Origin of the sequence: Aureibaculum sp. 2308TA14-22 (assembly GCF_040538665.1) — a bacterium.
Classification (GTDB): Bacteria; Bacteroidota; Bacteroidia; order Flavobacteriales; family Flavobacteriaceae; genus Aureibaculum.
In genome coordinates, this window is sequence record NZ_JBEWXT010000001.1 from 254943 (window position 1) to 278083 (window position 23141).

Below are 23141 nucleotides of genomic sequence, written 5' to 3' on the forward strand. Positions count from 1 at the left end.
TGCTGCAACTATTTTTTTACACGCTACTTACTCTCCTTAAGAAGAGAATTTAGGTATGCTTTCTTTAGCTTTGATCCTTGGTCTTCTGATTGAATTAATTGCCAATAGTATAACGAATAGTTATACCAGCACTAACTGATTTTCTTGGGAAAGTGGTAGATATTAAGAAACGCGAACTATTCTGATCATAATAAAATGATGCTAATAAATTTTTATTCAATTGATAATCTGCCTTAAATTTAAAAGACAATAGACGTTGCCCACCCGTTACTTGATTGTTTAGCACATCAATTGAGCGAATAGTAGTTGAGTTATTACGAATACCAATATCACCAGTAAAATTAACATCACCTTTAAAGCTGGTTAAGGTGTTGCCTGTTCTAATTTTTAATTTAACATCTTTAAGGCGATAGCCTAATCCTAAAACATATTCTTTACCTCTAATTTCTGTAATGGTATTGTTACTTACGTTTAAATTCAAGGCTTTATCTTGTTTGAGTTCTGCTCTTACAGAAAAAGAATTTTTCATACGCATATCCACTTTTATTAAAGGATTGAATTCCTCAATTAAATTTACACCTGAAAATATTCTTTCTGATCTGTAATATTGATTGTCATCTAGCTCCGTAAATTTATTAGCTTCGTTGTACAATAAATTATTATTAAAGCCTATTACTGAATAGGTAGAATTGTATTGATGTTCAACAATAAAGCTTCTAAAGTGCTTTTTAAACCACTTGAACTTCATAAAACCTTTGTAGGTTAATCGCCAATTAGGAATAGGAATATCTCTAAAAGCACTCAATTTTACTTTATTCGCATCTCTACCAGAATAGGTTGCTAAAAAAGCAGGAATCAATACTTGTTGGCTGTTTTCTCCAAAGCCAGAAATATTAGCACCAGACTGTTGAGCCAAACGTTGCTGAATAATAGCCCTATTGGCTTTAAACTCGTCGAAAGTAGCATCACCATTACCATCAAAGGCTTTGCCCAACATAAAATGGCTAATGCTGAAATTACCAATTTCATTAAAAGGTTGATCTGTTAAATTTCCATTGATAACATCTATTTGCTGCGATTTGTTTTTAGTAAATATTTTATTGGCAGAGAGTTCTATATTCAAATCTTTAAAAGGCCTAAGGTCTGCATTAATATCTAACTTGTTTAAATGGGTGGTTGCAAAAGTTCTACTGTAATAAGAGTCTGGATCACGTCCACCAACAGTTGAAGTATCTCTAGATACCAACCAAGCATTTGCAGCGGCTAAACTTCTCATATCTCTCTGACTACCAAAAACAAACCCTAGAGTAGGTGCAAGGCCGCCATTGTATCTATCTCTTCCTAAAAAGCCAACTTCGGGTTTAAATCCGGGCAAAATGGTACCGTTTTGTTCTGAATAAGCAATTCTTACTTTTTTAACTGATGTAACTACATCTACTAAGCCTTGCAATACTTTTTGTCCACCCGTTTTATTTTTAGTTTCAATTACCCTTCTGGTTCTGGGAGCAGCTATTTTTTTAGTGGTAGAATCGCGTTTTTTAGCGTTTTTGTCTCTTTTTGGTCTTTTGGTTTTTTTCTTAGCTAAGTCGGTAAGACCTGTTCGCTTATAAAGTTTGGTCATATCCAAGTCGGCAGAAAAAGTATGTGTATTGGCATTTTGTATGGTATTACCTATATCTTCAACATAGGCAGGTGCCGAGGCTTGCCAATCAAAATCAGCGGTATAACTATATGTTCCGCTTAAAAAGTCAAACCAAGAAATTTTGTTTAGCGGAATTTTATAAGTAGCATCTAAGGTTTGATGGTATTGATTAGGTCTACCAACACTAAAGAAATTATCGAACAATTCTCCATTTAGAACTTCTCTACTATTGTTAGGGTCTTTTTCAAACCGATCATTTATATAGCTATTTGCTGCTCTAAAACTGAATTGTAATGACTTGGTAAGATCATATGCAATATTATAATCCCAATCAAACAAAAAGCGTCTTTGAGTAAATTTTACAGGGTCAAATCCTGAGACCAATGCTCTTGAAGCTTGTTCGTTATAACTCCTTATAATATTAGAGTTAACTGAGATTGAAGTCGGTAGCGGATTCAAATTAAAATCTTTTACAAACTTAAACAAGCTGTTTTTTTCTAAAAATTTAGAATTTTTAAAAGGTTGAAGTTCTAGAGGTTTAAATCCGTAATTATAAGTTGCCGCAGCTCTTACATTTTTATCGACAAATTTTTCAACCACATAATCTTTGTGATAGGTATCGTTATAGGCATAAGAGACCGAAAGATTTTCGACATCGTAAAAACGTTGTTTTTTCTCGGGGTTTGTTCTTTCCTTTCTGACATTAATTAAGTTTAAACTTCTGCGTTTTGTATAATCCCTAGAACTTTCTGCTTCTGCATCGTTTTTACTAAAACGTACATCTTGATATCTTTGATTCCATTTAGGATCTGCAAATTCTTCACCGTAACTTACATTTAACGGAATTTTAATTCCAGCAGATTTAGGCAACAATTGGCCTACGTTTATATTACTGATAACATCGTATTGCTTTACATCTTCTTGACTTCTTTCGTTTACAGTTTGTTCCAACGAACCAAAACCTTGGGAGTTTGCTCTACCAGAAACCGAAATATCTGCAAAATCTGCAAAGTTGGCATCAGCGTTTACAACAGCCGCCCAGCCACCTTCATTATCGTAATCGGAAACACGCAATTCGTTAAACCACATTTCGGCACTTTTTGCCATGTTCGATTTATTTTTTACCCCAATCATTATGGTTCTGATATTCCCTAAGTTCGGATTTCCTTTCATACGCAATCTGGCATCGGGCTCAGCGGTTTCACTAGGATATAAATCTGTTGGTAATGTGGAGGATGAAATTCGTTCTATTTTTAACCGTCCAAAAGCTTTTAGATCTGCTAATATTTCATTAGCCTCTGGCCAAATTTCCTCATCAAAAGTAGCACCAAATGGTGTTATTTTTAAAGGAATTTCGTATTGGTAAAAATTATTGTCAGTATCACTACCTAACCTTATAATAGCTACCAAATCGTCATCATTAACTCCCAATTGTCCTGCAATTGCTTCAGCATGCACAAACATTTTTAAGGAGTTGAACATACGCATGTCAAATTGCGTATTTTTAAAAACTGCTCTGGTCTCACCAGCGGGTAAATCATTTATTCGAACCAATAGAGATTGTTCATTTTGTTCCTGTAAGGTTGTTGTACCTTGTAATCTTTCTCGACGCAAACCAGGTGGTAATACATAAGGTATTGGTATTTTTCGTTCGTTTTCTTGAACATTAACTACGCCAACTTCAAAGTTTCTGTTTTCTTCTTCGGTTAATTCTTGTGGCGGGTTAATGGCATCATCTAATGTTTTGGTATATCTTCTCCAATCGCCACGTACTAATTCTAACTCACCAAAACGCAATACCACAGGTATTTTAAATTTAGTCAAGAACATTCGCATAAAGCGGATGGAATTAAAATCTGAAATTTGACCAACAGTTTCCTGAGGTGTGGTAATAGGAATTCTAAATTGATACCATTTAGTTTGTTGTTGCGTACCATCAGGTAAACTAACAGCTACAATTTTTTCATCAACAATATTGTTTTGCCCTACTACGAATTTGGTAGGGTCAATATCCACTTTATACTGAAAGTAACCCTCAACTGTACTCATAGTTTGGTCTTTGTTGATGTCTTCAATATCAGGAAAAGAACTAGCCGCCGTAGGATAAGATTCTGTTGAATTATTGATAGTAGGTGAGTTGCCCTGTGTTTTATTAAAATTTCTATATCGAGTTAAAATGGAAGCATCTGCAGCATCTAATTCACCTCCTCTAAAAAAGTTATAATTGTCATTGGCAGGGTCAGGGCCAAATTGTGTACCGAATCGTATAGCTTCTTCGTTATCTTTTAAACCGTCCAATCCTAAATCTTGATTTGGTCTTTCATCATCCTTTTCGGTGAAGGCATAGATTAAGGATTGCTTTATGGGTATATCTGACCAAGCAGTTTGGTCAACATTTGCTCCAATATTGGGTTTGGGAATTTTAACACCATCTTCAGGCAAACCGTTTTCGTACATTCTTCTGTTATCCGTTAAAATATCTTCGGAAATATTACCCAAGTTAAAATACAATTCACCGCCAAAATCAGCTGAATTTACAGTTGTAGGGCCACCTTCTTCTGGGGTGATGGAATAATTCTCATAAGGATCCATTAACCAGAACTGAATATATTCTACATTGGCTTGTTGAAAATCTGTAGTGTTTAACGAACGCATAATACCCGCCCATCTGTTTTCTGGGTCGGTAAACTTTCCGTTTACAACATTTTGGTTGTCAAAGTTATACGAACCACGCTCTTGTGGAAAATAAGCTAAATCTAGTGTGTTTACGATATTGGATTGTGTTATGTCTAAATCTAATTCAGGGAACAATTCGTTAAAGCCCACTTGACGGACTTCGGCCCTGGAGAGTTCTTCATTATCGATGTTGTTTGGCTTTAATGAATTACCATAGAATAACCTATCAATAGTGTACCAAGCCAATTGCGATCTTTTTTTACCAAATTTTAGTTGATCCGTGTCGGCATCGTTATAAAATTGCAAGTCAGGGTTGTTTTGATTTTGAGGGACACTTGCCAAAAACCATTGTCTGTACGAACTAATATCCAATGGAATTTGAGAGCCTTCAAAATCGTCGATATACGAAGCATTTTCACCGCTAATTCCACCATTTCTATTTTTGGCGGTTCCCGGCATTAAATAAGCGGCATCTGCACGGATAGAAAAATTGGAAGCTACATCGGTATCTATATTTGGCAGTTTGTTTACCCATTTTGTGAATTTTGGAACCTCAGTTTGATAGCTAAAATTAAATCCAGCAAGGGTATTGTTTACGGATTCTTGACCAAACTGCATTTTACCATAGGGTCTTTCACGCATGTTAATTAGTGTACCACCAATGGCAAAATTTTCGGAAAAAACATGTTGTATGTCAATTCCTAAATACCTACGCTGCTGCTGGTTAAATCCGTTATTATTTTCTACTTTAACTTCAATAGGAGCATTAGAAGCCTGTAAATTTGGATTGATAATTTGTACTGTTCCAGTCGTCTCATCAACGATATAATCTACATTTTCTATTAATTCTCTTCCGCCAGAAGTTACAGTTACTGACTCTTTTGTTACATTAAAAGCCCCTAAGGGGATGCCTCTTTCATTTTCCGTTTTAAAATACCCTTTAATAAGGTATTTGTCTTTGTATTGAAAATCGTTTTGAGCTTGAGATTTTGTTCTGTCATATAATTCTGTAAATACATATTGCTCGTCCGCAGCATCGGTAAGGATTTCTCCTAATTCCCCTAGTTCGTTTGTGTTTGAGGTATTACTCTTTCCAAAAGGTTCTACCGTTGGAAAAATTACATATCCTTCTTGCGAGTTTATTGTAATTCGCTCCACATAATCAAATAATCCATCACCTTCTTCAACAGGGTCGTTGGATTGATCTAGTCGGTCAACACGCAGTAAATTGAGTAGGGTTTTACTATTTACCCCAGTTGTTGTAGCATTTTGCAAAATGTTTAATGGAACACCTTCTTTGTCATCTTGATACATTACTTCTAATCTAAATCCGTCAGGACTTAATTGATAAGCACCCGGTAGGGCATAAATATTTTTCATCATCAAATCCCACATTGGTATTGTAGTATTTACAATTTCGCTACGTAATAATTTTACCACTAAATTGGCAGGTGCTGTAGCCCCATCTGTAGAAAGTTCACCAACTCTAAAAACATTTTCTCCTGGAACATTAGTATCGGTGTATTCAAAAGCTACTGCTAAAATTTCACTATCGGCTAACCTTCTGTTTAAGGTAATATAACCCAATTGAGGGTCTAACGTGAAATCGATTCCTAAAATCAATTTTCTGGCATTTTCTAAAATGGTATAATCAGTACCTTGCTGATATCCTGCTAAGGTAGAGCTTACTGTAGAAATGTCTCTGATGCCGCCATTAGGAGTCAAAAGATTAGTTAGGCTATTAGCATCGTTCGAGGGGTCTTTTTCACCTGATACCGGATTCACCAAACCAGAATGAATATTGGTTGGGTCATTCTCACCCAAATCAGCTAAGGCTACTATATTGCGAACATCTTCAGTAAAATTATTTCTATTTGTGACCCAAACCTCAATTTGTGTCACTTGCTTAGAACTACTAATCAACGGAAATCTGGCCATAGATTTGTTAAAATCATCACGGAAACGTTGTGATAAAAAGAAGTGTCTATTATCATCATAATCACTGGCACTCATGTCAAATTCGGTAATGGTAGCACCACCTTCTGCGGCTACAGAACGGGTCTGAGAATTTTGCTTAGAAAACACTCCCGTTACCGTTGTTTTACCAAATTGTAATTGTGTTTTAAAACCAAAAAGGTTTTGAGCACCACTAACTAATGAATTTTGAATGGGCATACTAATATTACCTACTTCAATTTTTTGGATAATATCATCTTCGGTTGGTGTGTATTCTAATTTTATTTGGTTTTGGAAACTAAAGGTTGATTGAGTATCAAAAGCTGCATTTACTCTTAAACGTTTACCAACTGTAGCATTTAAGCTGGCACCAATTTCAGCATCAAAATCAAATGTAGTGCTTTGTCGATTGCGTTGTGACAGTTGTGGATTCTCAACTTTTTGAAACAATATGCCCATCCGAATCCCAACATACCCAGTGGGGTTTACCTCAATGGTATTGCCTCCAAAAATGTTTTCAAATAAATCTGATTTTACATAATATCTTGGTAAAAGATTTCTTTCAGCATCACTCCCTTTATTTCTACCACTAGCCGCACTTACCTTTTCTTTAAAGTAGTCTAGCATATCTTTATTTAAGCGATATTCCTTATACTCCTCTTCGGTCATATAAGAAGGATGTTTCACATAATAATCGCCCACTTTTTTTACAAAAATGTATTGTTTTTTCTCGGCATCGTAAAGAATCTCATATTCAGATAGGCCATCTAAGAAAAGGCTACCTTTTTGATCGCGTCTAAAGTTATATGGTAACTTCGGTAAGGTATCTTTTTTTAGGGTGTCAGTAGGTTTATTGACTGATTTAGTGTTAGTTACCTTGGTTGAGTCTTTTGGTTTTGGAGCAGAAGGGGGTGTTTGAGCAAAAATGTAGGTTGATGCAAAAAAGAGTACTAATAAAAATAGACTATATGTCCTTTTTAAGTTGATATTCAAAGTTTTACAAGTTTTTTAATGCTTGCTTTATGATATTTTCAAGAGTAGTATCAGGGGCTTCTTGAATTATTTTTTGTACTAATTTCTCCACTTGTTTACGCGAAAACCCAAGTACTTCTAAAGCAGATAACGCTTCATCTTTAATAGTATTGTTGTTAGAAGCAGAATCTTCTGAAATTTGGTAAGTTTTAACAATTTTATCACGTAAATCTATAATAACACGCTGTGCGGTTTTGGCTCCAATACCTTTTACAGATTGAATGGTTGCAACGTCTTCAGAGGCAATGGCATGTTGAATTTGCTCTGGAGTCATTGAAGAGAGCATGGTACGCCCAATGCTTGGACCTACACCGGAAACGGAAATCAAAAGTTTGAAAATTTCACGTTCCACTTTATCGGCAAAACCAAAAAGTGTGTGCGAGTCTTCTTTTACGTTGAGATACGTATATAATTTTAACGCTTCCGCATCGGGAATTTTGGCATAGGTATTTAAAGAAATATGCAAAAAATAACCAACTCCGTTACATTCAATTATAACATAAGTGGGATTTTTTTCTACTAGTTTTCCATTAAGATGGGTTATCATTTAGACTAAAAAGTTAGAGTTATTAATTTAATCTGTAAATGTAGTTTTTAAAATTTGAATAGCGAAAAAAATTGTTGAAACGTTAACCTGTTTAATTGTTTATGTGTGTAATAGTGGAATTGTTGGGTTTATGTTTTGATTTCTTATAGAATGAACTTATCTATTTCTGTTTATTTGAGATTATATCAGCAAGTTTAACCGCTTTGTAAGCATTTAGAATACCGCCAGATATGGAAAGGTCTGAAAACGGTACTTTTTCTCCATTTTCCAAAGTAATATCCACGTTGTATTTATCTACGGATTTATGTAGTATTTCTTTTATTTGTGAGATTGTTAAATTAGGATAATGAGATTTGATTAGTGCAATGGTTCCTGCTACCAATGGGGCAGACATAGAGCTTCCAGAAATTAATTTAGTTTCTTTTAAAACTTCCGCAGTTAAAATATCTTCACCTGGTGCAAATAAATCAATTTTATTTTTACCATAGTTTGCCCAACTCGGCTTTAATGATTTTTCAATACTTTTACCAGATGCACCAACAATTAAAAAATTAGTCAGGTTATTGTCGTTATTTGGGAATGTAGTATATTCATCAATATTCTGACCGCTATTACCTGCGGAACGCACAAAAATAACACCTTTATTTTCTGCATATTTTAATGCTTGTAGGACAATTTCATTATTAGGTGAAAAATCATTGCTTGAACTCATATTTATTACTTTAGCACCATTATCTACAGCATACCTTATAGCTTTGGCCAAGTCTTCATCGGTATGGCTACCAGTTTTTGGTGTAATAGATAAAATCATTATTTTGGTATTATCAAAATAGTTTAAAACACCTGAAACGGCAGTACCATGCCAAAGAATATTTAAAAAACTATTAACTATTCCGCTACCATAGTGAATATGATTAATTGACATTGAATTATCTTTAAGGGAGCTTCTGTCGTAATAATCTAAATTGTTAGTTCTAGAAACTTTAAAGTGAGCTTCTTCTTTATATTTTTCTGCAAAATCATCCTCCATTTTAAGACGTTTAAAACTATGCATAAACTTAATTCGTTTAAATAATTTATCATCACCCTTATATAGAAATTTTAAACTATCTAAATCTTCAAGAGTATAATTTTTGCCATAAAAAATTGAATCAACAACTTTTTTTGAAATTGGATAATTATCTCTTATAAAATATAAAAACTCTAATTCTTTTTTTGCATTTTCTAAACTATTCTTATGCGAATTCCATGCTTGCTTGTATATATCTAAGCTAATGGAATCTTTACTTTTTCTTAATAAAGTTGTATCCTTAAACTGTTTTTTAAATTGGGTTATGTACCTTATTGCCGAAGAGGAGGCATAATTGATTCTTGTGCCTTTTTTGTTTCTTAAATAATTCCATCCATGAATATCATCGATATAACCATTACCATCGTCATCTAGACCATTGTCGGAAGTTTCATCAGGGTTTGACCATAAAATGTCTTTTATCCACGAATGATCAATATCTACATCACTGTCAATAACAGCTATAACTATGGGCCGGCTTTTTTTGTCCTTTAAAAAATTAAGAGCTCGGGATAAATCAATTCCAGGAACACTATCTAACTCAAAACTATTTAAATGCCAGAGTTCCTCCTTTGATAAACCTGATAATGAGTTAGTAGATTTGTCTGATTTTTGTGCTAAACAATGACTTGCGAAAAGTAGTATTGCGATAAGATAAATATTTTTCAAATAATTCTATTTTAGTCAAATTACATTTTATTCTAACCTCTAACCTCTAACCTCTAACCTTTCCTCTTCTCATTTTCTTGAGCATCTATAACGGCAATGGCGGCCATATTTACCATTTCGTCAACACTAGAGCCTAATTGTAAAATATGGGCTGGTTTTTTCATACCCAACAAAATAGGGCCAATAGATTCTGCACCATACAATTCTTTCATTAGCTTATACGTAATATTAGCAGAGTCTAAATTTGGAAAAATTAGGACATTTACTTTTTTATCGACCAATTTCGAAAACGGAAATTCTTTTTTCAGCATTTCAGCATTTAAGGCAAAATCAGCTTGTATTTCACCATCAATTACCACATTAGGATACTCTTGATGAATTTGCTTAATGGCATCCGCTATTTTGGTACACTCTTTATCTTTAGAAGCCCCAAAATTAGAATAAGACAACAGGGCTATGTTGGGCTGTATATGGAAAAGCTTTGCCAATGAAGCCGTCATTCTAGATATTTTTGCTAAATGTTCTGCTGTTGGATCAACATTAATAGTTGTATCCGCCAAAAACATAGGGCCTCTTTTGGTCAACATTAAATTGGTAGCAGCTATTCTAGTAACACCATCAGCCATACCAATTAATTCTAACATTGGTTTTACTACTGAAGAATAATTTCTGGAATAACCTGTAAGTACAGCATCGGCCTCGCCTTCATTAACCATCATGGCAGCAAAGTAATTCCGTTCTCTCATTAGTTTTTGAGCATCTAATAACTTTATACCATTTCGATGTCTGGCTTGCCAATAACTTTTGGCAAATCTATTTTTTCGTTCGTTTTCTTCATCAGTTTTTGGATCAATAATTTCAACATCTTCATCAAAACCAATTTCTGCTTTTAATCCTAAAATAGTTTCTTTTCTACCTAGCAAAATTGGAATGCCAATACCTTCGTCATTTACAATTTGTGCTGCTTTTAGTACATCTAAATGGTCAGCTTCGGCAAATACCACTTTTTTAGGATTGGCTTTAGCTCGGTTGTGTATTAGTCTAATTACCTTGCTTCCAGTACCTAGGCGTTCCATCAATTGATCCCTATAATTTTCCCAATCTTTTATGGGTGCAGTAGCTACGCCGCTGTCCATTGCCGCTTTTGCTACGGCAGGTGGAATTTCATAAATCAACCTTGGGTCAAAGGGCTTAGGGATAATATATTCTTTACCAAAAGCCAAATTAACTTCGTCATATACAATATTAACTTGCTCAGGAACAGGGTGTTTGGCCAAATCGGCCAAAGCATGTACTGCAGCCATTTTCATTTCTTCGTTAATTTTTGTAGCACGTACATCCAAAGCTCCTCTAAAAATAAAAGGGAATCCCAATACATTATTGACCTGATTGGGTGTGTCCGATCGACCCGTTGCCATGATAATATCCTTACGGGTTTTAACTGCTAAGTTGTAATCAATTTCAGGATTTGGATTTGCCATGGCAAAAACAATAGGGTTTTCTGCCATTGATTTTACCATCTTTGCACTCAATATGTTGGGTTGAGATAAGCCTATAAATACATCGGCACCATTCATCGCTTGTTCCAAAGTATGAATGTCAACATTACTAGCAAATTCAGCTTTTTCAGGTGTTAAGTTGTCGCGGTCTTTACGAATTACACCTTTACTGTCTAGCATTACAATATTTTTAGGATTTGCTCCCAATTTAATATAAAGTCGTGTACATGAAACTGCGGCTGCACCTGCCCCACTCACTACGATTTGCACTTTTGAAATGTCTTTTTCAGCAATTTCTACTGCATTTTTCAAAGCAGCTGCAGAAATAATTGCCGTACCGTGTTGATCATCATGCATTACGGGAATGTCCAATTCCTCTTTCAATCTGCGTTCAATTTCAAAAGCTTCAGGAGCTTTTATGTCCTCTAGGTTAATACCTCCAAAAGTAGGGGCAATTGCCTTCACGGTTTCTACAAATTTATCAACGTCAGTAGCATCCACTTCTATATCAAAAACATCTATGTCCGCAAAAATCTTAAAGAGCAATCCTTTACCTTCCATTACAGGTTTGGATGCTTCCGGGCCAATGTTTCCTAATCCTAGAACTGCAGTTCCGTTAGAAATAACGGCAACCAAATTTCCTTTGGAAGTATATTTATAAGCATCGTCTTTGTTTTTTTCAATAGCCAAACAGGGTTCGGCAACTCCTGGAGAATACGCTAAGGCCAGATCGCGTTGTGTTGCATATTTTTTGGTGGGTACTACTTCAATTTTTCCAGGTTTAGGTAACGCATGGTATTTTAAGGCTTCATTTTTCTTCTTTCTGCTATCCATAAAATTATTTTAGTTAGAAAGACAAATTTAAGACTATTCGTTTAAAAATCTAATATTGCGTTGTAAACCTGAAAATTTGGTTCGCTTAACCGCAGATTTTTTAAACACTTTTTTGAATACATCTTCGGTAAGTTCTGTCCAATCTTTTTTAGTCATAGATAGTAGTTCTGGGTGAGGATTGAATAATGGCTCATTATGAGCTTTTGAAAAACGATTCCAAGGGCAAACATCTTGACAAATATCACAACCGAACATCCAATCGTCAAAATTTCCTTTTACTGAAGTGGGAATTTCATTTTTGAGTTCAATGGTGAAATAGGAAATGCATTTGCTACCATCAACAACATAAGGTTCTACAATAGCATTGGTGGGGCAAGCATCTATACATGCAGTGCAAGTACCACAATGATCGGTTGTTGGTGTGTCATATTCTAGTTCCAAATCAATAATTAATTCAGCTATAAAATAAAATGAGCCGACTTCTTTGGTAAGTAAATTACTATGCTTACCAATCCACCCCAAACCACTTTTTGCAGCCCATGCTTTGTCTAAAACTGGTGCGGAATCTACAAAGGCTCTACCATTAACCTTTCCTATTTCTTCTTGAATAAAATGTAATAAACTTTTTAACTTATCTTTTATTACAAAATGATAATCCGTTCCATAAGCGTATTTAGAAATTTTAAAACTATCGTCAACCTGTTCTTTTTCAGGATAATAATTAAGGAGCAATGAAATAACCGACTTCGAATCTTCAACTAGTTTTGTGGGGTCAAGTCGTTTGTCAAAATGATTTTCCATGTACTGCATTTTTCCATGCATATTTTGGTTGAGCCATTTTTCTAAACGTGGAGCTTCTTCTTCCAGAAATTCTGCTTTACTGATGCCACTAGACAAAAAACCAAGACGTTTAGCTTCGGTTTTAATTAAGTTAGACCACTTTGTGGAGTTATTATTAACTATCAAAGTTTAATATAAGTTTATTGTGCTAAAGTACATAAACAATTTATTTTTTTTGTCTAAATTTACTGCGATGAACTACTTACTAATATGTTTTTTGCTTTTATCTAGCAATGATTATAATGAAAATCCTGAATTAACTATTAAAATTGACAATATAGGTCTGCTTGAAGGTCAAATTAGAATTGGAGTTTTTGATAAGAAAAAAGGTTTTTTAAAACGAGAAGCCGCAATTAAACATTATTACATAACTGTTGAAAATACTACAGAAATTATAAAAATAAATGATTTGCCAAAGGGCGATTATGCCTTTTCTATGTTTCATGATGAAAACTCTGATGATGAGTTTAATCAAGGTTTTCTTGGAATTCCGAAAGAACCTTACGGCTTTTCAAATAATATAAAACCGAAATTTTCGGCACCTTCTTATGAAGATTGTAAGTTCTCATTGATTGAAGACCTTGTACTTGAGGTTACACTCAGTGATTAAAATTGCAGCTTAAAAGGTTTAACCATAATTTATTTATCAATTGATAAAAAGACACCTTATGTGATAATTCTATTTCTTGAATTTTGTTTCCAATAAATTCAAATTATTACAATCAAAATCCATTGTTTTCCTAAGATCCTTTAGAATTTTATTGATAAAATAACCAACAATCAGTAATATTTCTAGGCTTACAAAAAGCAATGGGTCAATGCCTTTTACAAGTTGTGCAATAGGTTCTGAAAGTAATGCGGTAGTGTTAAATAGAATTAAAATGATAAGTAAGGCAGAAGTTTTCATAGTTTTTTGTTGTAAAACTACAAAGTTGAATACTGGCTGTCAAGGGGAATAAACCTAAAATTTTAAGGGGATTTTGCCTAATAGCAACCGGGTATTTTTCCTAAAGTGACTTTAAAAAAGTCCGCCTTGAATACTTCCTTTAATTTTTCCTAAATGTTTGTAAGCTAGTTCGGTTACTTCTCTTCCACGTGGTGTACGCATTATAAAACCTTGTTGAATTAAAAAGGGCTCGTAAACCTCTTCAATAGTTTCCGCACTTTCACTAACCGCAGTAGCCAAGGTGGTTATTCCCACAGGCCCGCCCTTAAATTTGTCAATAATGGTAACTAATATTTTATTGTCCATTTCATCCAATCCATGAGCATCTACATTCAAAGCTTTAAGAGCAAATTTGGCAATATTAATGTCAATAGTGCCATCACTTTTAATTTGAGCAAAGTCACGGACTCGTCTTAACAACGCATTAGCAATACGTGGTGTGCCACGACTTCTACCTGCAATTTCAATAGCAGCTTCCATGGATATAGGCACATTTAAGATGGTTGCACTACGCTGTACAATTGTAGTTAATAAATCAGTTTGATAATACTCCAATCTACTATTAATTCCAAAACGAGCACGCATTGGAGCGGTTAATAGTCCTGATCGTGTGGTGGCACCTACCAATGTAAAAGGTTCTAAATTAATTTGAACGGTTCTGGCATTTGGGCCAGACTCAATCATAATATCAATTTTATAATCCTCCATTGCGGAGTAAAGATATTCTTCTACTATGGGACTCAATCGGTGAATTTCATCAATAAACAATACATCACGTTCACCTAAATTGGTTAGTAATCCTGCTAAGTCACCTGGTTTATCTAGAACGGGACCCGAAGTAACTTTTATGTTTGCATTAAGTTCGTTCGATAAAATGTGTGCTAAGGTGGTTTTCCCTAATCCTGGTGGACCATGAAACAATGTATGATCCAACGCTTCTTCTCTTAAGTTGGCAGCTTCTACAAAAATTTTTAGATTTTCAATAACCTGATCCTGCCCTGTAAAATCATAAAAATTTAGAGGTCGTAATTTTCTCTCAATATCTAATTCTTCGTTAGAAAGATTTTCATCGGATGGATTTAGGTTTTCGTTCATATAACAAAGGTAAGTTATTTGCGGAAGTGTTGCTAGTTAAAAGCAATGATTAATTGCAATTGTCATTCCGACGAAGGAGGAATCTTTTAAATAAACAGTTCTTAAATGAATTAGATTAACCCTTCTTAACATCAATCAATTCAGGCAATACGATGGCTCCCAAATAAGCTTCTTTAATTTCGACCAAAGCCCTGTCGGCTTCCAACCGTGTTTTGTAATTGCCAACGCGTACTTTCCAATCTGGCGGAAAATTTTCGACTTTTAAATACACTTCAGGGAAAAGAGACTTAAATTCTTCACGGGCTTTATATGCACCTTGTTCACTCCCAAAAAATATCTGAATTCGGTATCCTTTAACTTTTGTTGTGTTTTTATTATGAGCTTTCTTTTTAGCTATAATATTTTTTATGCTCTCACTGCTTTGAATAGTTAAACTACCTTCTTCTTGAGCAGTTATTAAATTTATGCTTAATAGAGAAATTATAAGGATTATGATACTGTATCTGTTTAAAAATGATTTCATTATAGTTTTAGTTTTGGCAAATTTAAAATTTTGTTTCTAGCTTTAATATATATTTCGTTATTTAGAACCATTATAAATTACATTTAACATTATTTTTAGATTTTGCTTCTATACAAATAATGTTATTTTTGTCAAATATTTCTAAGAATGTCTTTTCGTTTCTAAGAATAGAAAAAATCGTACCAAAACGATACTTGATAATATGATTTATAATATGAAAAGTGTGAATCAACACCGTAAAACCTTGAGATTACTTATTTCTAGTCTTGCTTTTATTTTACTTTTTACGTCACAGTTATTTGCTCAAGAGGCCGATATTGATAATGGTAAAAAATTATTTAATTCCAATTGTGCCGCTTGCCATAAATTAGAAGGTAAATTAATCGGGCCACCGCTAAAAGGTATTTCCGAAAAGAGAGAACAAGATTGGTTAATTGCTTGGATTAGGGATAATGAAGCGTTAAGAGCTAGTGGAGATGAGGATGCCATTGCAATTTATGAGGAGTATAATAAATTGCCAATGATTGCTTATCCGCAATTTTCGGATCAAGATATTATAGATATTTTAGCATATACAGATGATAAACCGGTTGAAAAAGCAGATACTGGTGATTCAGGTGTAGTAACCGCAGCTTCTTTAGGTATTGACTCATTGGAGGTAGTTAAAGGTAAAAAAATATTTAATGCCAATTGTGCCGCTTGTCACAAGTTAGAGGGCAAATTAATTGGACCTGGTTTAGCGAATATTCAAGATAAACGAACTGACGAATGGCTAAATGCTTGGATAAAAGACAATGCTGCATTAAGGGCAAGCGGTGACGCGGATGCTATTGCTATTTTTGAAGAGTATAATGGTTCACCAATGACAGCTTTTCCACAGTTAAGTGATGCCGACATTGATGCTATATTGTTATACACAAAGCATTCTTCTATTTTAGAAGGCCCAAAAGATGCTACTGAAGTTAGTTCAGTTGCTGAAACAGCACCAATTCCGTGGGCAACCTATTTGGTATTATTGGTTTTAGCAATTGCCGTAGTATGGGTTTACTTTGTGAGTAAAAATGAATTTGTAAAATTAGTAACTACCATCGCATTATTGTTAACGGTTGGTTATTTTGCCTATTGGGGTATGATGAGTATTGGTGTAGATCAAGGGTATAAACCTGTACAACCTATTGCATTCTCACATAAAATACATGCAGGTGATAATAAGATAGATTGTCAGTATTGTCACTCTTCGGCAAAACACAGTAAAACCTCAGGTATTCCATCGGTTAATGTATGTATGAATTGCCATAAAGGAATTTCAGAATATAACGGACCAGTTACCGCTGAATTCGATAAAGAATTTTACGATGCGGAAATCCAAAAAATATATGATGCTGTGGGTTGGGATAAAGAAGAGAACCAATACATAGCAGGTTACGAACAAAAACCGATTGAATGGGTACGTATTCATAACTTACCTGATTTTGCATATTTCAATCACTCACAACACGTAACTGTTGGTGGTGTAGCTTGTCAAAAATGTCATGGTCCAGTAGAGGAAATGGAAGAATTAGAGCAATTCTCTCCATTAACAATGGGTTGGTGTATCAATTGTCATAGAGAAACCGAAGTAAAAGTTGAGGATAATGAGTACTATGCTAAAATCCACGAAGAACTATCAAAGAAGTATGGTGTTGAAAAAGTAACTGTAGCACAACTGGGAGGTATGGAGTGCGGTAAATGTCACTATTAGTAATTGATACTCAATACTAATAACAAATAATAATAAGAAATAATCAATATAAAGAATGGCGTCAAACAAGAAATACTGGAGAGGTGTTGAAGAGCTTAACGAAAATAGCTCTATTGTTGAAAAGCTAAAAACATCAGAATTTGTTGAAGATTTACCAACAGATGCGTTTCTTGGAGATAAGAAAACATTGGAAACTTCATCAACTTCTAGACGAGACTTTTTAAAATATGTAGGCTTTACAACTGCAGCAGCTTCTTTAGCAGCGTGTGAAGGACCAGTAGTTAAATCTGTTCCTTATTTGGTAAAACCAGACGAAGTCACTCCTGGTATAGCCGATTATTACGCAACATCTATAGCAAACGGACAAGATTTTGCCAATGTTTTGGTTAAAGTTCGTGAAGGCCGTCCTATAAAAATTGAACCAAACAAATTAGCAGGAGAACTAGGTGCCACAAATGCAAGAGTACAAGCATCCGTATTGTCTTTATATGATAACAATCGTTTACAAAATCCTAGAGCCAACGGTGAGCCTGTAAATTGGAGTACCTTTGATAAGGAAACCATGGCTAAGTTAAACGAGTTGAAGGCCAATAATGAAACCATTGTGTTTTTAACAGGTACTACTGCTAGCCCAACTACTAATAAATTAATTGAAGATTTTAAAGCATCATATGCGAATACACAACATGTCGTTTACGATGCTGTTTCTGAATCAGCTGCATTAGATGCATTTGAAACTTTATACGGAGAAAGGGCGTTACCAGATTACGATTTTTCAAAAGCGGAAGTAATTGTAAGTATTGGTGCCGACTTTTTAGGAGATTGGCAAGGTGGTGGTTTTGAAGTAGGTTATTCAAAAAGTAGAATTCCTACTAAGAAAGGAAAAATGTCTCGCCATGTGCAGTTTGAGTCTAATTTGTCCTTAACAGGGGGTAATGCTGATAAGCGTTATATGGTTAAGCCATCTGAACAAAAACAAGTATTATTAAATATTTATAATGCCTTAGTGGGTGGTGGTTCAGCAAAATCCACTTCTGTTGATGACGGATTAAAACAAACAATAAAACAATTACAGGCTGTAGGTAAAAATGCAGTAGTAGTAACCGGAATACAAGATAAAAACGCTCAATTATTGGCATTGGCCATTAATAAAAGTATTGGTAGCGAAGCTGTAAATACGGCTGCACCTAAATATGTTAGAAGTGGTAGCGATGCCAAAGTATCTCAATTAATTGCGGATATGAATGCGGGTAAAGTTGGTGGATTAGTTACGTATATGACCAACCCAGCTTACACATTGGCTAATGGTGCTGAATTTATTGAAGCACTAAAAAAAGTCAAATTGTCAATTGCTTTCTCAATGAGTGACGATGAAACGGCTTCTGTCGCTCAGTATGTAGGAGCTACTCCTCATTATTTAGAGTCGTGGGGTGATGTTAGGATTAAAAAAGGACATTTAGGGTTAATGCAACCAACTATAAGACCTTTATTCAATACACGTCAATTCCAAGATACCTTATTAAAATGGAATGGCAGTAGCCAATCTTATCACGATTATTTAAAATCGTATTGGAAGTCTAATGTTTTAAAAGGGCTTTCATGGAATAACACATTACATGATGGTGTTCGTCATCTAGGTGTAGTAGCAGATGAAGTTGAAACAGTTACTTTTGATGAGGAAATTCCAAGTCAAGTACAACCGGAAATATTGTCTGTTCAAGCAGCATTGTCCGCATTGTCGGCAACCATAAAACCAGCTGATTTAGAATTGGACTTATATACTAAAACAAGCTTAGGTGATGGGCAAATGGCAAACAATCCTTGGTTACAAGAATTGCCAGATCCTATTACAAGAACATCTTGGGACAATTATATTACAATGTCAAGAGTTGATGCTGAAGCAAAAGGGATTACTAACAGAACGGTTTCTAATGGAGCCCTAAATGGTGATTTAGCAAACATCACAGTAAATGGTGTAACCTTAGAAAATGTACCAGTTTATATTCAACCAGGTCAGGCACCAGGTAGTATCGGTTTAGCATTGGGTTATGGTAGAAAATCAAATGCAGTTCAAGAGAATATGCAAGTAGGTGTTAACGCTTATCCTTTATATCAAAATTTTTCAAATCATCAGACAGTAACAATCGAGAAAGTTGCTGGAGAACATGAGTTTGCTTGTATTCAATTGCAACATACATTAATGGGTAGGGATGAAATTACCAGAGAAACTACCTTAGATGATTTTATAAATAAACCAAAACACGATTGGAATCCTAAACCACATGTTCAATTAGACCATCAAAATGTTGATTTAGAAAAAGTGGATTTATGGGAAGACTTCAAGGATGATATAGGGACTAAATTTAACTTATCTATAGATTTAGCAACGTGTACGGGTTGTGCAGCATGTGTTGTAGCTTGTCACGCAGAGAATAATGTACCTGTTGTTGGTAAAGACGAAATCAGAAAAAGTAGAGATATGCACTGGTTGCGTATTGACAGATATTACTCTTCAGATATGACCGAGGAAAGAGGTAAAGAAGAAGGTATTTTTGGTACGGGTAAATATTTTAACGCCCAAACGCATCCTTCTGATAATCCTGATGTTACTTTTCAACCTGTAATGTGTCAGCACTGTAATCACGCTCCTTGTGAAACAGTTTGTCCAGTTGCTGCAACATCACACGGTCGTCAAGGTCAAAACCAAATGGCATATAACCGTTGTATCGGTACACGTTATTGTGCAAATAACTGTCCGTACAGAGTACGTAGATTCAACTGGTTTAAATATTTTGATAATAATGAGTTTGATTACAATATGAACAGTGATCTAGGTAGAATGGTATTAAACCCAGATGTGGTTGTACGTTCTAGAGGGGTTATGGAAAAATGCTCTATGTGTATTCAAATGACGCAAGCAACTATATTAAAAGCGAAGAAAGAAGGAAGACCAGTTAAAGATGGTGAATTCTCTACGGCTTGTTCAAATGCATGTAGTACTGGTGCTATGGTATTTGGTGATGTAAACGATAAAGAAAGTAAAGTAGCACATATTAAAGAAGATGATAGAACTTTCCATTTATTGGATTTTGTAGGTACACAGCCTAATGTGTTCTATCAATTAGATGTTAGAAATACAAACGAATCATAATAATAATTAAGAATACAATATAATTATGGGTCATTACGAAGCACCTATTAGAGAGCCAATTATCACGGGAGATAAGACTTACCATGATATTACACTAGACGTAGCCGCTCCAATTGAAGGTAAAGCCAATAAAAGTTGGTGGATTGCTTTTATCATTGCACTAGTAGCCTTTCTTTGGGGAGTTGGTGCTATTGCTTATACCATTGGTACAGGTATTGGTGTTTGGGGTCTAAACAATAGAATTAACTGGGCTTGGGATATTACCAACTTTGTTTGGTGGGTAGGTATCGGTCACGCTGGTACATTAATCTCAGCGGTATTATTACTTTTCCGTCAAAAATGGAGAATGGGTATTAACCGTTCTGCGGAAGCTATGACCATCTTTGCGGTTTTTCAAGCAGGTTTGTTTCCGTTAATACATATGGGTAGAATCTGGAACGGTTTCTATACCTTACCAGTTCCCAATCCATTAGGTTCGTTATGGGTAAACTTTAACTCACCATTATTATGGGATGTATTCGCAATTTCAACATATTTATCAGTATCATTAGTATTTTGGTGGACAGGTTTATTGCCTGATTTTGCCATGATTAGAGATAGAGCTACTAAACCTTTCCAAAAGAAAATTTACAGTTTAGTTAGTTTTGGATGGAGTGGAAAAGCTAAAGATTGGCAACGTTTTGAAGAAGTTTCTTTAGTATTAGCTGGTTTAGCAACACCATTAGTACTTTCAGTACATACTATTGTATCGTTTGACTTTGCCACATCAGTAATACCAGGGTGGCACAGTACGGTGTATCCACCTTATTTTGTTGCAGGTGCGGTATTCTCAGGTTTTGCAATGGTACAGACCTTATTATTGATCATGCGTAAAGTTTGTAATCTTGAAGATTATATTACTAGAGTTCACATAGAAAACATGAACAAGGTAATTTTAGTTACTGGCGGTATTGTAACCGTTGCCTATCTATCTGAATTGTTTGTAGGATGGTACACAGGTAGTAGCTATGAAGACTTTGTATATTTATCAGTAGGTGCTGCAACAGGACCGTATTGGTGGGCGTTTTGGTCGTTGATTATCTGTAACTCAATAATTCCTCAATTATTCTGGTTTAAGAAAATAAGAACTAATTATATCTGGACATTTATCATTGCCATTTTTATCAATATTGGTATGTGGTTTGAGCGTTTTGATATTATTGTTATCAACTTAAGTAGAGGGCATTTACCATCGTCATGGACACAGTTCTCACCTACATTTGTTGATATAGGGATCTTTATCGGTACGTTAGGATTTTTCTTTGTTTTATTTTTACTTTATGCAAGGACATTCCCCGTGATTGCTCAAGCTGAAGTAAAATCCATATTAAAATCATCGGGTAATAATTACAAAAGAGAAAGAGACAATCCAAGTGCTGTTAAAGCTAAGGTTAATAAAGAACCAATTATAATTAAAGAAAAGATTGTCAAAGAAGAAATTAAGATTGAAAAAACTTCGGATGATGATAAACAATCTAAGACAAACGCTTTATTAGAAAGTATCGGGACATTTGACGCTGCAACACAAAAAGCTGACAATCTTAAAAAAATAAGTGGTGTTGGTCCAGTAATGGAAAAAACATTAAACCAAATAGGCATTTATACGTTTGCACAAGTTGGTAAAATGACAAATAAAGAATATGACTTGTTAGATTCGATCACAGGTTCTTTCCCAGGTAGGGCACAAAGAGATGATTGGGCAGGACAAGCTAATAAACTTAAATCGTAATTATGAGTTCTAAAGTAATACATGCATTGTACGATGATGATGATGTGCTTTTAAATGCCGTAAAAGAGGTAAGAGCTGCACACCATCATATTGAAGAGGTATATACTCCTTTTCCGGTTCACGGTTTAGAGAAAGCAATGGGCATACCACCAACACGTATGGCTATAACTGCTTTTTTATATGGGATAACTGGTTTGGCTTTTGCAATTTGGTTTTTAAACTATATTATGATAGCAGATTGGCCACAAAACATTGGTGGTAAACCTAGTTTTAGTTTTTTAGAAAACATGCCTGCATTTGTGCCGGTAATGTTTGAAATGACTGTATTTTTTGCAGCCCACTTAATGGTAATTACCTTTTATATGCGAAGTAAAATATGGCCGTTTCAAACAGCGGACAATCCTGACCCTAGAACAACGGATGATAAGTTCCTTATGGAAGTTGCGGTTAACGATAACGAAGATGCAGTGATTGCCTTATTAGAAAAAACAGGTGCTGAAGAAATTTCAGTGAAAGAAAAACATTAAATAATAATGATGAAAAGTTTTATCAAATATACTTCAATAGTAGCATTAGTAGTACTGATGGTATCTTGTGCTGGTGATAGCCAAAGAACTAGAGAAGTGCAATACATGGGTGATACCGATATGTACGATGCCGTACCTTACGAAACGTATTCTACCAATCCAGTTTTTAAAGATGGAATTTCTGCTCAACTACCTGTAGAAGGTACTATTGCTAGAGGGAAAACCACTTATGATGTTCCAAATTCAGAAGTTGGATATGCTTACGCTAGAGATTCTGTACGTTCACCGTTATGGGAAAAAGCACCAACGGATTCTATTGCCAAAATATCCCAAAAGAATATGGATCAAGGTAAGTATTTATATGGTATTTATTGTGCTTCTTGCCATGGTAACACAGGCGATGGTCAAGGTGTTTTGGTTCAAAACGAGAAATTTCTTGGGGTTCCTAATTATAAAGACAGAGTAATTACAGAAGGTAGTACTTACCATGTAATTATGTATGGTAGAGGTATAATGGGATCGCATTCGTCTCAATTAAATGATTTAGAACGTTGGCAAGTTACCGCATATGTTCAGAAATTAAGAAATGATTTGTTAAAATAATATTGATTTAGCAAGAATTAAAA

At 34.8% G+C, this 23141-nt stretch carries 14 protein-coding genes; 6 read left to right on the plus strand and 8 right to left on the minus strand.

From position 1 onward, the window contains the following. Positions 1-94: 94 nt before the first annotated feature. The 5 genes from sov to queG form a co-directional block, all read right to left on the minus strand. Entirely contained in the window at positions 95-7267 is a 7173-nt protein-coding gene (gene sov, locus U5A88_RS01145; RefSeq protein ID WP_354203205.1) for a T9SS outer membrane translocon Sov/SprA, read from the minus strand. A 4-nt stretch (positions 7268-7271) separates the two neighbouring features. Further along, positions 7272-7853: a Holliday junction branch migration protein RuvA gene (ruvA, locus tag U5A88_RS01150; protein ID WP_354203206.1), complete on the minus strand. Its 582-nt coding sequence runs from the start codon at positions 7851-7853 to the stop codon at positions 7272-7274. Between the two features lie 160 nt (positions 7854-8013). Next, positions 8014-9591 carry a S8 family serine peptidase gene (locus tag U5A88_RS01155; protein ID WP_354203207.1) on the minus strand — a complete coding sequence of 526 codons (1578 nt, stop codon included), beginning with the start codon at positions 9589-9591 and terminating at the stop codon, positions 8014-8016. 53 nt (positions 9592-9644) lie between these two features. Further along, positions 9645-11924 carry an NADP-dependent malic enzyme gene (locus U5A88_RS01160; protein ID WP_354203208.1) on the minus strand — a complete coding sequence of 760 codons (2280 nt, stop codon included), beginning with the start codon at positions 11922-11924 and terminating at the stop codon, positions 9645-9647. Between the two features lie 33 nt (positions 11925-11957). Beyond that, positions 11958-12890: a tRNA epoxyqueuosine(34) reductase QueG gene (queG, locus tag U5A88_RS01165; RefSeq protein WP_354203209.1), complete on the minus strand. Its 933-nt coding sequence runs from the start codon at positions 12888-12890 to the stop codon at positions 11958-11960. Positions 12891-12957: 67 nt separating this feature from the next. Here queG and U5A88_RS01170 point away from each other — a divergent pair, with 67 nt between their 5' ends. Further along, positions 12958-13374, plus strand: coding sequence for a DUF2141 domain-containing protein (locus U5A88_RS01170; RefSeq protein ID WP_354203210.1), 417 nt, complete (start codon positions 12958-12960; stop codon positions 13372-13374). 69 nt (positions 13375-13443) lie between these two features. Here the strand turns inward: U5A88_RS01170 and U5A88_RS01175 are convergent, their stop codons facing one another. The 3 genes from U5A88_RS01175 to U5A88_RS01185 form a co-directional block, all read right to left on the minus strand. Further along, positions 13444-13671, minus strand: a complete 228-nt coding sequence (locus tag U5A88_RS01175; protein ID WP_354203211.1) for a hypothetical protein — start codon at positions 13669-13671, stop codon at positions 13444-13446. 111 nt (positions 13672-13782) lie between these two features. Further along, entirely contained in the window at positions 13783-14805 is a 1023-nt protein-coding gene (gene ruvB / locus U5A88_RS01180; protein ID WP_354203212.1) for a Holliday junction branch migration DNA helicase RuvB, read from the minus strand. Positions 14806-14920: 115 nt separating this feature from the next. Then, positions 14921-15328 (minus strand): SPOR domain-containing protein, encoded by a 408-nt coding sequence (locus tag U5A88_RS01185; protein ID WP_354203213.1) that lies wholly within the window; start codon positions 15326-15328, stop codon positions 14921-14923. A gap of 244 nt (positions 15329-15572) precedes the next feature. Between U5A88_RS01185 and U5A88_RS01190 the strand changes: the two genes are divergently transcribed. The 5 genes from U5A88_RS01190 to U5A88_RS01210 are packed head-to-tail and all read left to right on the plus strand — an operon-like array spanning position 15573 to position 23118. Then, positions 15573-17069: a c-type cytochrome gene (locus U5A88_RS01190; RefSeq protein ID WP_354203214.1), complete on the plus strand. Its 1497-nt coding sequence runs from the start codon at positions 15573-15575 to the stop codon at positions 17067-17069. A gap of 55 nt (positions 17070-17124) precedes the next feature. Continuing rightward, on the plus strand, positions 17125-20220 hold the full coding sequence (locus tag U5A88_RS01195; protein WP_354203215.1) for a TAT-variant-translocated molybdopterin oxidoreductase: 3096 nt from the start codon (positions 17125-17127) through the stop codon (positions 20218-20220). A 22-nt stretch (positions 20221-20242) separates the two neighbouring features. Further along, positions 20243-21988 (plus strand): NrfD/PsrC family molybdoenzyme membrane anchor subunit, encoded by a 1746-nt coding sequence (gene nrfD / locus U5A88_RS01200; protein WP_354208103.1) that lies wholly within the window; start codon positions 20243-20245, stop codon positions 21986-21988. A 2-nt stretch (positions 21989-21990) separates the two neighbouring features. Next, positions 21991-22515: a DUF3341 domain-containing protein gene (locus U5A88_RS01205; protein ID WP_354203216.1), complete on the plus strand. Its 525-nt coding sequence runs from the start codon at positions 21991-21993 to the stop codon at positions 22513-22515. A gap of 6 nt (positions 22516-22521) precedes the next feature. Continuing rightward, entirely contained in the window at positions 22522-23118 is a 597-nt protein-coding gene (locus tag U5A88_RS01210; RefSeq protein WP_354203217.1) for a c-type cytochrome, read from the plus strand. Positions 23119-23141: the final 23 nt, after the last annotated feature.

Excerpts from the sequence above, each read along its gene's own strand:
- U5A88_RS01185 (WP_354203213.1), bottom strand. The coding sequence starts at position 15,328 with ATGAAATCATTTTTAAACAGATACAGTATCATAATCCTTATAATTTCT.
- U5A88_RS01210 (WP_354203217.1), top strand. The coding sequence starts at position 22,522 with ATGATGAAAAGTTTTATCAAATATACTTCAATAGTAGCATTAGTAGTA.
- ruvB (WP_354203212.1), bottom strand. The coding sequence starts at position 14,805 with ATGAACGAAAACCTAAATCCATCCGATGAAAATCTTTCTAACGAAGAA.
- U5A88_RS01160 (WP_354203208.1), bottom strand. The coding sequence starts at position 11,924 with ATGGATAGCAGAAAGAAGAAAAATGAAGCCTTAAAATACCATGCGTTA.
- U5A88_RS01205 (WP_354203216.1), top strand. The coding sequence starts at position 21,991 with ATGAGTTCTAAAGTAATACATGCATTGTACGATGATGATGATGTGCTT.
- ruvA (WP_354203206.1), bottom strand. The coding sequence starts at position 7,853 with ATGATAACCCATCTTAATGGAAAACTAGTAGAAAAAAATCCCACTTAT.
- U5A88_RS01195 (WP_354203215.1), top strand. The coding sequence starts at position 17,125 with ATGGCGTCAAACAAGAAATACTGGAGAGGTGTTGAAGAGCTTAACGAA.
- U5A88_RS01170 (WP_354203210.1), top strand. The coding sequence starts at position 12,958 with ATGAACTACTTACTAATATGTTTTTTGCTTTTATCTAGCAATGATTAT.
- U5A88_RS01175 (WP_354203211.1), bottom strand. The coding sequence starts at position 13,671 with ATGAAAACTTCTGCCTTACTTATCATTTTAATTCTATTTAACACTACC.